The organism is Erythrobacter colymbi (assembly GCF_002155685.1).
In the GTDB taxonomy this organism is placed as follows: domain Bacteria; phylum Pseudomonadota; class Alphaproteobacteria; order Sphingomonadales; family Sphingomonadaceae; genus Erythrobacter; species Erythrobacter colymbi.
In genome coordinates, this window is record NZ_MUYK01000002.1 from 115,893 (window position 1) to 128,855 (window position 12,963).

9 protein-coding genes are annotated in these 12,963 nt (G+C 65.1%); 4 read left to right on the plus strand and 5 right to left on the minus strand.

Translation table 11 applies throughout. From position 1 onward, the window contains the following. Positions 1-18 precede the first annotated feature (18 nt). A complete protein-coding gene (locus BZF57_RS03885; protein WP_086734877.1) occupies positions 19-1,101 on the plus strand; it encodes a DUF2855 family protein in 1,083 nt (360 codons plus the stop codon). Between the two features lie 75 nt (positions 1,102-1,176). Here BZF57_RS03885 and BZF57_RS03890 read toward each other — a convergent pair whose 3' ends face one another. After that, positions 1,177-2,037: an alpha/beta fold hydrolase gene (locus BZF57_RS03890; RefSeq protein WP_240505841.1), complete on the minus strand. Its 861-nt coding sequence runs from the start codon at positions 2,035-2,037 to the stop codon at positions 1,177-1,179. A gap of 134 nt (positions 2,038-2,171) precedes the next feature. Then, entirely contained in the window at positions 2,172-3,869 is a 1,698-nt protein-coding gene (locus tag BZF57_RS03895) for a PHA/PHB synthase family protein (protein WP_086734881.1), read from the minus strand. Positions 3,870-4,071: 202 nt separating this feature from the next. On the opposite strand from BZF57_RS03895, the gene BZF57_RS03900 reads away from it, so the two are divergent. The 3 genes from BZF57_RS03900 (at position 4,072) to lepA (ending at position 10,972) form a co-directional block, all read left to right on the plus strand. Next, positions 4,072-6,795 carry an EAL domain-containing protein gene (locus BZF57_RS03900; protein WP_240505842.1) on the plus strand — a complete coding sequence of 908 codons (2,724 nt, stop codon included), beginning with the start codon at positions 4,072-4,074 and terminating at the stop codon, positions 6,793-6,795. Between the two features lie 142 nt (positions 6,796-6,937). Further along, complete coding sequence (locus tag BZF57_RS03905; RefSeq protein ID WP_240505843.1) at positions 6,938-9,088, plus strand: putative bifunctional diguanylate cyclase/phosphodiesterase; 2,151 nt, start codon at positions 6,938-6,940, stop codon at positions 9,086-9,088. Positions 9,089-9,154: 66 nt separating this feature from the next. Beyond that, complete coding sequence (gene lepA / locus BZF57_RS03910) at positions 9,155-10,972, plus strand: translation elongation factor 4 (RefSeq protein WP_086734883.1); 1,818 nt, start codon at positions 9,155-9,157, stop codon at positions 10,970-10,972. A gap of 321 nt (positions 10,973-11,293) precedes the next feature. Here lepA and BZF57_RS20570 read toward each other — a convergent pair whose 3' ends face one another. The 3 genes from BZF57_RS20570 to BZF57_RS03920 all read right to left on the minus strand — a co-directional run bounded on the left by BZF57_RS20570 (position 11,294) and on the right by BZF57_RS03920 (position 12,857). After that, on the minus strand, positions 11,294-12,076 hold the full coding sequence (locus BZF57_RS20570) for a phosphatidylserine/phosphatidylglycerophosphate/cardiolipin synthase family protein (protein WP_143738334.1): 783 nt from the start codon (positions 12,074-12,076) through the stop codon (positions 11,294-11,296). Between the two features lie 221 nt (positions 12,077-12,297). Further along, positions 12,298-12,597, minus strand: a complete 300-nt coding sequence (locus BZF57_RS03915) for a CcdB family protein (protein WP_086734885.1) — start codon at positions 12,595-12,597, stop codon at positions 12,298-12,300. Then, complete coding sequence (locus tag BZF57_RS03920) at positions 12,597-12,857, minus strand: type II toxin-antitoxin system CcdA family antitoxin (protein ID WP_086734887.1); 261 nt, start codon at positions 12,855-12,857, stop codon at positions 12,597-12,599. The genes BZF57_RS03915 and BZF57_RS03920 overlap by 1 nt, the downstream gene beginning before the upstream one ends. Between the last annotated feature and the right edge of the window lie 106 nt (positions 12,858-12,963).

Consider the following 12,963-nt stretch of genomic DNA (forward strand, 5'->3'; position numbering starts at 1 on the left):
TAAGGGAGGGGAAAGGCGATGAACGCCACCGAAGTCCATGTCCGCAAGGCCGCGCTGACCGATGCTGCGCTGGCCGAGGTGCCGCTCGCCCCGCTCGGCGACGGCGAAGTGCGGCTTGCGATCGAGAGCTTCTCGGTCACCGCCAACAACGTCACCTATGCGGTGGTGGGCGACGGGTTCAAGTATTGGGACTTCTTCCCCGCTCCCGATGGCCTCGGCATCGTGCCGATGTGGGGCCATGCGCGGGTGATCGAGAGCCGCCATCCCGACATCGCCGAGGGCGAGCGGGTCTATGGCTACCTGCCGATGGCGAGCCACCTCGATGTGCTCCCCGGACGGGTGAGTGCCGGGGGCTTCACCGACATGGCCGCGCACCGCCAGCCGATGAGCCCGGTCTACAACAGCTACACGCGCCTTGCCGCCGATCCCGAGCATGATCCGGCGCGCGAGGCGGAGCGGATGATCTTCGGCCCGCTGTTCCGCACCGGCTTCCTGATCGAATACTTCCTGCGCGGGGTCGACTGGTTCGGGGCGGAGCAGCTGGTCGTCACCAGCGCCTCGTCCAAGACCGCGATGGGCCTCGCCAGCGTCGCGCGGCAGTCCTCGCCGGGGATCAGGCGCGTCGGCCTGACCTCGAAGGGCAATGTCGCCTTCGTCGAGGCGAGCGGGCTTTACGATTCTGTCGTCGCCTATGACGATCTGGCGAGCCTCGCGGCGGTGCCCTCGGTCAGTGTCGACTTTGCCGGCAATGCCGAGCTGCTGGGGCGCATCCACCACCATTTCGGCGAGGCGCTGATGCAATCGGTGCTGGTCGGCGCGACCCATATCGAGGCGCGCTCGGTGTTCGGCCAGAATGCGCCGCTGCCCGGCCCCAAGCCGCAGCTGTTCTTCGCCCCGGACCACGCGGTCGCCTTCTTCAAGGCGCACGGGCCGGAGGAAGGCGGCAAGCTCGTCGCCGCCGCATGGCGCGAGTTCCTGAAGGCGGCCGAAGGCACCATCGCGATCGAGCGCCACAAGGGCCTCGTCGCCGCGCGCGATGTGTTCACCAGCATGGTCGCCGGGCAGATCGACCCCGCCAAGGGCATCGTCATCGAGCCCTGAGGGCGGGACACGAAAAAGGGCGGCACCCAACCGGGGCCGCCCTTTTTTGTTACGGAATGCGCGGTACTCCCGAAATCACGCCGCCGCGCGTCCCGCTTCCTTGGCCGTCTCCGGCGCATCGAGGAACTCGCGGATCGCCGCCACGCTCTCGTCCGCGTGGGTCAGCAGGAACAGGTGCCCGCCGCCTGCGAAGGTGATCAGCCGCGAATTGGGGATCATCGCCTTCAGGATCTTGCCGTTGATCAGCGGGACGATCTGGTCTTCCTCGCCCATCATGATCAGCGTTTCCTTGCTCATAAAGGGGAGGGCGGGAAGGCTCGTCCAGCCGAGCATGCACATCAGCTGGTACATGTAGCCGCGCGGGGAGGGGGGCTTCAGCCGGCCGATGTGGCTCGACTTGTGGTCCTGCCCGTCGGTCTCGGTGAGGCCGCCGTAGAGCGTCTTGAAATGCTTCGCCATGAACTCGGGGTCCACATAGCGGCGCGGATCGGCCATCTTGGTGAAGGCGGCGGGGTTGCCCGGCACCATCAGCATCCCCGGCGTGGTCGCGATCAGGGTGAGCCGCCGGGTGCGGCCCGGGTGCTGGAGCGCGAAGTGCTGCGCCATCGCGCCGCCCCACGAGACGCCCATCACGTCGACCTCGTCGAGCCCGAACCTGTCGAGCAGCTGGGCGGCGGTCCAGCTCATGGTGAAGGGGTTGTAGGGCACCAGCGGATCGGGCGATTCGCCCGTGCCCGGCATGTCGAACATGATGAAGCCGCGCTCGGGCATGGTCGCCGCCAGAGGGGCCACCGCTTCGATATTCGCGCCGATGCCGTTGAAGAACAGAACCGGCAGATGGTCGGAGGGCATATCGAGCCGCCAGGCAGCAGTCCGTAGCGTCCGGCCGCCCACTTGCTCCATCGAGACGACCGCGTCGTCCATGGGATTGGTCACGTATTCACGTCCTTTCTGCGCCCTCCCGAAAGGAGGGCGGGTTGGGCGCGCACGCCGATCCCATAGCGCGCGCGCCCACAAGCTTTTGCGTCGGCATACCGGTGCCGGAACGCCTGTGACGCAGGTTCCCTGTATCAGACTTCTTCGACGACGTAGAGTCCCGGCGCCTTTTCCATCGGCGTGTAGGTGGCATTGCCGAGCGCGGCCGGCGCGGCCTTCTTCTTGCCCGAGCGCTTCTGCACCCATTCCATCCACAGCGGCCACCAGCTGCCCTTGACCTCTTCGGTGCCCTGCAGCCACTCGTCGGCGGTCTCGGGGAGCTTGCCGGGCTTGGCCTGCACGAAATACTTGGCCTTGGGGTTGCCCGGCGGGTTGAGGATCGCCTGCATGTGGCCGCTCTGCGAGAGGACGTAAGTCACGTCCTTCGATCCGAACAGCTGGGTCGAACGGTAGGTCGCCTTCCAGGGCGTGATGTGATCGGTCACCCCGCCGAGGATGAAGAGGTCTGCGGTCACCTTGCTGAGGTCGACCTTGTGTCCGGCCATCTCGACCTCGCCCTTCTTGGTGAAGGCGAGGGTTTCGAACAGGGTCAGGAAGTCGCCCATCAGGCTGGATGAGAGGTTGGTGGCATCCGCGTTCCAGAACAGCACGTCGAAGGCCGGCGGGTCCTGCCCGAGCAGGTAGTTGTTGATGACGTAGTTCCAGATGAGATCGTTCGGGCGCAGCCAGGCGAAGCCGCGCGCCAAGTCGTCAGCCTTGATCACTCCCTGCTTCATCGCGCGCTGGCGGGCGAGCTGCATCCCGTTCTCGCTGACCAGCGACCCGGCCTCGATATCGGTCGGTTTGGGGTGGAGCACGCAGACCATCAGCGTCAGCGAGCCGAGGATCGGATTGCCGGTTGCGGCGAGCTTGGATGCCAGCACCGAAGCGGTCTGCCCGCCCGAGCAACCGGCCGAAACGTTGACCTTCTTCGACCCCGTGACCGAAGAGACCACCTCCAGCGCCTTCTCGCAGGCCGAGATGTAGTCATCCATGCCCCAGTGGCCCTGATCCTTGGACGGATTGCGCCACGAGATCACGAAGGTCTGCACCCCGTTGTCGACCTGCCACTTGATCACCGATTTGTCCGGCGACAGGTCGTTGATGTACATCTTGTTGATCTGCGGCGGGATCGTCAGCTGAGGAATTTCATACACTTCCTCGGTGGTCGGCGCATATTGCAGCACCTCCATGATCTCGTCGCGGTAGACGACATTGCCCTTCGAAGTCGCGATGTTCTCGCCAATCTTGAACGGGCGCTTGTCGACCTGGCTGACCATGCCCTTGTTGTGGACGAGGTCGTTATAGGCGTTCTGGAGCCCCTTGATGAGGCTCAAACCGCCCGAATTGATGATCTGCTTCTGCGCCGTGGGGTTGCCGATCAGCGAGTTGGTGGGCGCGAGGCCATCAAGGATGATGTTGGCGATGAAGTTCGCGCGGTTGCGTTCCAGCTCGTCGAGCTCGAGCTCTTCGAGCCAGTTCCTCATGCCCTTCTGCACGGCGAGGTAATATTGTGCGCCGGCGCGGAAGAACGGGTTGTACTGCCACGCCGGGTCCATGAACCGCTTGTCCTTGGGATCGGGGGCAAGCTCGCTCTTGCCGGTCATGATCTTGACCATGTCCTGCGCCATCGCGGTGCCGTGCCGCAGGAAGCGCGAGGGGTCCGAGGCGGTCTCGCGCAGCAACAGCGCGACCGCGCTGACAAAATCCTCGCGCGCCAGGCCTACCAGCGGCCCGAGGGCGTTGGTGGACTGGGCTGCTTCGTTCTCGAGCTTCACTTCGCTGCGTGCCATGGGATCCCCTTCTCCTGACCTTGCGGGCGCCGCTTCGCGCGGCTGTGTCCTTGTCGCCGGTCGTGGGTCCGAGAATGCAGACTTGGATGCCAAGTTGCAAGCGTGTGCTGGGGCAGGCTCGCGCGGCCCGGGCAGCACGTGGTGAAAGAATTAGGGATGCCGGTTAACGCTTTTATCAACCATCTTCTGGCATGGGACGAGGATGGCTGGGGAACCTATCAGAAAATTTGCGACGCATAACCCGCGCCCCATCGGCAGCGGACGGGACCTGCGTTCGGTCGCCAAGGAAAAGGCCAACCTCGAAGCGGGTGCAAACGATTTGCGCGCCCGCGGCGAGCGGCGCGGGCCCGAGCGGCTGCGCCCGGAACGGGCCGGCGGGCTGCAACAGGCGATCGACGAGCCGGCGAGCGAGCAGAACTTCTTCCTGCCGCGCGAAGCGGGCGGGATGACCCTGTTCCTGATCGCCGCTTTCAGCATGGCCGCCGTCGTCCACCAGGGCCTTCCCTCGACGATGACGCTGAGCTTCGCGCTTGCATCGGCCACCCTGTTCGCCTGCGGTTCTCTCTTCGCCCGGAACGAGCGCCAGGCTGCGACCCACGGCTTGGCACGGCTGACGATCGTCATTGTCGGCATCGTCCTGCCGATGGCCTGCGCGGGCTTCGCGCTGGCCTTGTGGGTGGGCGAGGGGCTGCCGTGGCAATGGGCCATCGCCACGCTGGTCTGCGTCAATGCCGCGGCGGCCGCGCTGTTCGACATGCGCATCATCTCGCTGTTCTGCGCCAAGATCGCGAGCTGGGCTGGGTTCGCCGTGCTGGCGCCCGAAAACGTCACCTATGCCGCGGTGATCGCCGCCGCGCTGACCCTTTCGCTGATCGCGCGTCTGGAATGGAAGGCCGCCCAGCGCCGCCGCCACGCCCGCGAGGCGCGCGAGAGGGTCGCGGCCCGCGCCGAGGACATTCTGCGCAGCTTCGAGGAGACGGGGCAGGGCTGGTTCTGGGAAACCGACCGCCGCGGTCTCATCACCTATATCTCGCCCAAGGCGGCGACCGTGCTCGGCAAGACCTCGGACGAGGTCGTGGGCTGCCCGCTGTCGGAAATCGTCGACCCCTCGCAAGGCGCCGCCGACGCGGAGCGCACGCTTGCGTTCCACCTCTCGGCCCGTTCGGCCTTCCACGATGTCGAGGTGCGCGCTGCCACCACCGGCGACGAACGCTGGTGGGCGCTGGCCGGCCGTCCGGTCTATGACAGCTACAAGAACTTCTGCGGCTTCCGCGGCCACGGAACCGACCTCACCGAAAAGCGCCGCAGCGAACAGCAGGTCTCGCGCCTCGCGCATTACGATTCGCTCACCGGCCTCGCCAACCGCGTGCAGATGAGCCACGCGCTCGAGCAGATCCTTGCCGCTCCCAGCGGGCGCGAGCGCAGCTGCGCAGTGCTGATGCTCGATCTCGACCGCTTCAAGCACGTCAACGATACCCTCGGCCACCCGGCGGGCGACGCGCTGCTCAAGCAGGTGGCGCAGCGGCTCGAACGCGCGATCGGCGGGGCAGGGCGCTGCGGGCGTCTGGGCGGCGACGAATTCCAGGTGATCGTGCCGGGCGACCAGACCCGCACTTCGCTCGGCAACATGGCGGCGGAGATCATCGCCTCGCTGTCGCAGCCCTATTCGATCCAGGGCCAGAGCGTGGTGATCGGCGCGTCGGTCGGTATCGCCGTCGCGCCCGAGCATGGCACCAACAGCGAAGAGCTGATCCGCAACGTCGACCTTGCGCTGTATGCCGCCAAGGACGCCGGGCGCGGGGTGTTCCGCTTCTACGCCGAAGACCTGCACGCCGCCGCCGAAGAGCGCGCCGAGCTGGAGCAGGACCTGCGCGACGCGATCGCCAAGGGCGAGCTCGAGCTCTATTACCAGCCGGTCGTCTATGCCGCGAACGAGAAGATCGTCGGCTTCGAGGCGCTGATGCGCTGGCACCACCCCAAGCGCGGGTGGATCAGCCCGGCCAAGTTCGTGCCCATCGCTGAGGATGCTGGCCTGATCGACCGGATCGGCCAGTGGGCGCTGCGCACCGCCTGCGCCGACCTCGCGCGCTGGCCGCGCTCGATCCGCTGCGCAGTCAACGTCTCGGCGCTGCAATTCGCCAACCCCGATCTGCCCAACATCGTCGCCAATGCGCTCGCCCATAGCGGCGTGGCGCCCTCGCGGCTCGAGCTGGAAATCACCGAAAGCGTGTTCCTCAACGACAGCTCGGGCACGGACGCGATGTTCAAGGCGCTGAAGCGGGTCGGCGTGCGTCTCGCGCTCGACGATTTCGGCACCGGCTATTCCTCGCTCGGCTATCTGAAGAAGGCGCCGTTCGACAAGATCAAGATCGACCGCAGCTTCGTGCAGGGCGCGACCGAGGAAGGCAGCCGCAACGGCGCGATCATCGCCTCGATTACCTCGCTCGCCGAAGCGCTGCACATGGACACGACCGCCGAAGGCGTGGAGACGCTCGACGAGCTCGAGCTTGTGCGCCTGCTCGGCTGTTCGCACATCCAGGGTTATATCTACTTCAAGCCGATGAACGCCTCGGACGCGACCGCGCTTGTCTCGGGCGATCTCGTCGCCGAGGCCGATGGCCCGCAGTCCGCCCGTGCGCCGCGCCAGAACCTGCTGCGCCGTGTCGTGGTGGTCCACAACGGCAACCGCCTCAATGCGACGCTCCGCAACATCTCCGAAAGCGGGGCGATGATCGAAGGGCTGTGGAACATGCCCGCCGGCAGCGCGGTGCGGGTCGAATTTTCCGCCGACAAGACAGTCACCGCACAGGTGCGCTGGTCGCGCGAAAACCGCGTCGGGATCGAATTCCACCAGCCCCTGCGCCGCCGCGCGGATGGCTCCTTCGCGGTGCTCAAGGGCCCGGCGACCGGTTCGGCAGGCTGGTAAAGGCGTTCCTTTCGCCGCGTGTTAGGCAAAGCCTTTAGCCAAAAAATAACCATCGGGCTTTAGGTCTCGGAAAACCCGGCGGCGTCCCCGATGCCGGCCAGAGGTCTGGAGGTTTGCCCGCGAGATGTCCCTGAAGGGTCTCTTGTCTTCCCGTAACACCCGCAGCGCGCCGTTCGCTGCCGGGTCGGCCATGTCGGATGGCGAGCGCCTCGCCATGCTCGACGAGCTCGAACAGTCGGGCCTCGGCTGGTTCTGGGCGAGCGATGCCTCGGGCCATCTCACCTATCTGTCTGCCGCCATCGCCGCGCGGCTTGATGTACCGCTCGGCGAGCTCATCGGCCAGCCTCTGCCGACGATCTTCGCCGCCGCCGACCGCGAGGAGCGCGGCAAGTCGCTCGCGCTGATGCTCGGCGCGCACAAGGCCTTTGCCGGCATGGCCGTGCGCGCGGCGCGGCGGCCCGAGGGGACGGTGCTGCGTCTGTCCGGCCAGCCCGTCACCGATGCCGCGGGCCACTTCATCGGCTTCCGCGGCACCGGCGCCGACATCACCGAGGAATACCACCGCGAGGAGGAGACCGCGCGGCTCGCCCGCTACGATTCGCTCACCGGCCTGTCCAACCGCCACCGCATGGCGCACAACATCGAAGCGACGCTGACCGCCTTCCGCACCGCGCGGCGCAACTGCGCGGTGATGATGATCGACCTCGACCGCTTCAAGCATGTCAACGACACGCTCGGGCACGCGGCGGGGGACGAGCTGCTCAAGCAGGTCGCGGCCCGCCTTACCCGCGCGATCGACCGCGAATGCGAGATCGGCCGTCTGGGCGGCGACGAATTTCAGGTGATGCTCCCCGATGTCGACGACCGCGGGGTGCTCGGCGATCTGGCGATGAAGATCATCACCATGCTGCGCCAGCCCTACAGTCTCGAGGAGGGGCGCTGCGTGATCGGGGCTTCGGTCGGCATCGCCATCGCGCCGCACGACGGGGTGACCCGCGACGAGATCGTGCGCGCGGCCGACCTTGCGCTCTATGCCTCCAAGAACGGCGGGCGCGGGCAGTACCGCTTCTTCTCGGGCGAGCTCGAGAACGAAACGATCTTCCGCCGCCGGCTCGAACAGGATCTGGGCACGGCCCTGCGCGAGGAGCAGCTGTTCCTGCGCTTCGAACCGATCGTCGAGGCCGCGGCGGGCACCGTCTCCTCGCTCGAGGCGCACGTGTGCTGGAACCACGCCGACCGCGGGATCATCGACGAGGAGGAATTCGCGCAGATCATCGAAGGCTCTGCGCTGCTCGCCGATGTCGGTCGCTGGGCCATCGCCGCTGCCTGCGCGCGGGCGTGCGACTGGCCCGATACCGTGCGCATCGCGGTCAACGTGCCGGTACCGCTGTTCCTCGCCGACGACTTCGTCACGCTTGTCGCCGATGCGGTGGATGCCGCAGGGATCGCGCCCTCGCGGCTCGAACTCGAGATCAGCGAGGCAGTGTTCTTCGGCGACGCCTCGGTGGTCGACCGCGCGCTGGCCGGACTGTTCAAGCTCGGGGTGCGGCTGACGCTCGACGAATTCGGCAGCGGCTATTCCTCGCTCGCCTACCTGCGCCGCGCGCCCTTCGATGCGATCAAGATCGACCAGAAGCTGGTCGCCGAGGCCGAACGCCACGACAGCCGCGAACTGGGCCTCGTGCGCGCGATCGTCGCGCTGGCGGGCGCGCTCCAGATGGACACGATGGCCGGCGGCATCGAAAGCGCCGGCCTGCTCGCCGCGCTCACCGAATGCGGCGTGCGCTATCTCGAAGGCCCGATCTTCAGCGAGCCGGTCGATGCGGCGATGGTCGCGTCGGAGATGGCGGACGGCGCCTGGAAGATCGACCCCGGCGCCGAACGCACCCGCCGCGCCCGGAGGCGCACGGTGTTCCGCAAGATCCAGGTGATCCACGATGATTACGCCTACGAGGTCACCCTGCGCAATCTGTCGCGCACGGGCGCGCTGATCCAGGGCCTGGCCGATGTGCCCAAGGGCACGCAGTTCGTGGTCGACCTCGGCGGCGGACAGCTGGCCGTGGCGACCGTGATCCGCTCCAACGGCGACGTGCAGGGGCTGGAGTTCGAGCAGTCGCTGATCGAGGACGGATCGGGCGGCCTGTGTACCCGCAACCGCGTCTCGCCCTATGCGCTGGCGGCAGCAGGGACACCGCTCGCACCGCTGGCTCCGGGCAAGTTCCTCGGGATCGATCAGGGCACCGCCGTTCCCAAGTTCGGCTATGCCGGCGCAGCACGTGCGGAGACGGTTTGATCCCCCCAAGGCAGTTGCGTTTTTGGCGAATGACAATGCGGCGACCGGGCGCTACATCGCGCGGCGATGACTGACCTCTCCCATATCCGCAACTTCTCGATCATTGCCCATATCGACCACGGCAAATCGACCCTCGCCGACCGGCTGATCCAGTTCACCGGAGGTCTCACCGCGCGCGAGATGTCCGAGCAAGTCCTTGATAACATGGACATCGAGAAGGAGCGCGGCATCACCATCAAGGCGCAGACCGTGCGCCTTACCTATACCGCAAAGAACGGCGAGACCTATCAGCTCAACCTGATGGACACCCCCGGCCACGTCGACTTCGCCTACGAGGTCTCCCGCAGCCTTGCCGCCTGCGAGGGCGCGCTGCTCGTCGTCGACGCCGCGCAGGGCGTGGAAGCCCAGACCCTCGCCAACGTCTACCAGTCGATCGAGCACGATCACGAGATCGTCCCCGTCATCAACAAGATCGACCTCCCCGCCGCCGAGCCCGACAAGGTCAAGGCCGAGATCGAGGACATCATCGGCCTCGACGCCTCGGACGCCGTCCTCGCGTCGGCCAAGTCGGGCATCGGGATCGAGGAAGTGCTCGAGGCTGTCGTCGCCAAGATCCCGCCGCCCAAGGGCACCATCGAGGCGCCGCTCAAGGCCAGCCTCGTGGACTCGTGGTACGACCCCTATCTCGGCGTCGTGATCCTCGTGCGCGTGATCGACGGGAAGCTGACGAAGGGCCTCAACATCCGCTTCATGCAGGGCGGCACCCAGCACCTCGTCGACCGGGTCGGCTGCTTCACCCCCAAGCGCACCGACCTTTCCGAGCTCGGCCCGGGCGAGATCGGCTTCATCACCGCGCAGATCAAGGAAGTCGAACAGGCCCGCGTCGGCGACACCATCACCACGGTGAAGGGCGGGGCGACCGAGGCGCTGCCGGGCTACAAGGAAGTCCAGCCGGTGGTCTTCTGCGGCCTCTTCCCGGTCGACGCCGCCGACTTCGAGAAGCTGCGCGAAAGCATCGCCAAGCTGCGCCTCAACGACGCGAGCTTCTCCTACGAGATGGAAAGCAGCGCGGCGCTCGGCTTCGGTTTCCGCTGCGGCTTCCTCGGCCTCTTGCACCTGGAAATCATCCAGGAACGCCTCAGCCGCGAATACGACCTCGACCTCATCACCACCGCCCCATCCGTGGTCTACCGCATCCACCTCGGCCATTCGAAGACCGAGGACGCCAAGACCATCGACATCCACAACCCCGCCGACTGGCCCGACACCAACCGGATCGAGTCGATCGAGGAGCCGTGGATCAAGGCGGTGATCTACACCCCCGACGAATATCTCGGCGCGATCCTGAAACTGTGCCAGGACCGCCGCGGCATCCAGACCGAACTCACCTATGTCGGCGGCCGCGCGCAGGTGAGCTACGAGCTGCCATTGAACGAAGTGGTGTTCGACTTCTACGACCGGTTGAAGTCGATCAGCCGCGGCTATGCCAGCTTCGACTACGAACAGATCGGCACCCGCGAGGGCGACCTCGTGAAGATGAATATCCTCGTGAACAACGAGCCGGTCGACGCCCTCTCGCTGATCGTCCACCGCGCCAACGCCGAAGAACGCGGCCGCGGCATGTGCGAGCGCCTCAAGGACCTGATCCCGCGTCACCTGTTCAAGATCCCGATCCAGGCCGCGATCGGCGGCAAGGTGATCGCCCGCGAAACCATCGCCGCCCTGCGCAAGGACGTGACCGCCAAGTGCTATGGCGGGGACATCACGCGCAAGAAGAAGCTGCTCGAGAAGCAGAAGAAGGGGAAGGCGCGGATGCGGGAGTATGGCAACGTCTCTATTCCTCAGGAAGCCTTCATCGCGGCCTTACGCATGGGTGAAGAATAAGGCCCTGAGTCCCCCTCCTCTTTAGAGGAGAGGGTAGGGGGTGGTGGCAAGCGCAGCGAGCGCGACGCTGCGCGCCGCGCAACCACCCCTCGATCCCCTCCTTTGAAAAGGAGGGGAGGATCGGCACCCATTCCTCCCCTACTGGGGAGGGGGACCACCGAGGGTGGTGGAGGGGCAAGCGCCATCCTCCGAACGTTTCACGCAAAGACGCGAAGACGCCGCTCTTCCCCCCTCCCGCTTGCGGGAGGGGCAGGGGGTGGGCGTGTCACAGGCTCGCTTCGCTCGCTCCCGAAACTAGGCCCAGCAACTGAGCCTTGGCTTTTAATTTGGGGTCGCGCCATTCCACGCAAGTGAATAAGCTTCGAATTTGAGCCGGCCGGTTTCATCATCGACTTTCAGAACGGCCGCATGGGCGCGCTTTGCAAAATCTTTTATTGATTGTGTAAGTGACCACACGACTGTCTCGTCCACGATAATGAGTCGATCGTGAAGGCTTCTTGCTGGAGCCAGTCTCACGTTAAGCGGTCGAGTGTCTCCAAACTGGCCATTCCATCGCTGCGCCGCAGGCAACAGTGTCGTTTTAACAGATGAAGCATCGGCAAGTGCATTTATAACAACCCCCTCAGGTGTTGCTGCGAGGAAATCCGTTACAAACGTAGCGTCAAGGTACGGATCAACGACTAGTAAGTTTTGTTGTGCGCTTTCTAGAATCTTTGCAATTGCACCGTAGGCATTGACCTCCTCACCTGCCGCAACAAAAGCGCCTTGAGCAGCAGTGGGCGCTCTGATTTCCGCATGAGCCAAAACTCGATATAGAACCGCTTGTATCTCGGCGCCTCCTTGGCTGCCTCTGCTCGAAACGAGCATTCTTTGTGCCAAGGAAAAATCTACGCCCTCTTTCACCAATTTCATCGCGTCAATAAGTGCTCCAAGTTGGCCGAGCCACTTTAGTGTTTCTGGAAGAACTTGACTAGTCTCACCAACTTTTCGGTAGTTTGGTTCTGTTTGGATAAGCGAACGGGCACGATTTAGCGCTTCAGTTGGATCAATCGGAATTAAGCCACTCATCATTCGCTCATAGCTATCTTGCGGTGAATTTGCCATTTGTCTACCTTGAATAATTAGGTAAAAGGTGTAAATTTTGAATGGTCTTCGCTGGTTGTCCGGACTGTTCCCAAATGATGAACAAATCGCTAGCATTATGCGTCGCGCAACGACTGCACTTATTATAGTCGCTTACTGTTTTCATCCAAGCGATGATGATCTGACTATGTTCCACGTCCCCACGGACGGTCTTCCGACCCGGAGAGAGTAGAGCGTCGAAATCACACTCCCGTCAGCAGAAAATCCAGCGCCCCCAGCACCGTCTCGCCCTCGCTCGCCAGCGATTCCACCTTCGCCCCCAGCTCGCGCACCTCGACCGCCGCAAGAAACTGCGTCATCAGCACAAACCGCTCCCCGCCCACCACCAACACCGGATTCAGCCTGCGCGCAGGTTTGGGCGCGGCGCTTTCGGCAATCAGCGGCACCACCACACGGGTTGTCAGCCCGTCGAGCAAATCCGCCTGACAATCGACCACCAACGCGCCGCCGCGTGCGAGGGCGTAGACGTCGAAGCGTGCCATCAGAACAGGCGGCGATCCGCGAGGGGCAGGCCGTTGGCCTCCACCCAGTCATTCGCCGCCGCGACCGCCTCGCCGTTCTCGGCGAGCCAGCGCGCCGCCTCGGCCTCGCGGATTGCATCGCGCAGGCCGCGTTCGGCGGCTTCGGACACGGTAATGCCGAGCCGCTTCGCGTCGGCGAGGTAATCGGGCCGGATCGTCATGGTCGTGCGCTTGCGCGGGCCGACGGCGGCGTCGCGGCGGGGGTGGGCGGGGTTGTTCATGGGGCGATGCTATATGCATTGATCGTATGCATCAAGTGCAAGCCTCACCCGCCCCTCCACCATCCTGCGGATGGTCCCCCTCCCCTGAAGGGGAGGACCATAGCCG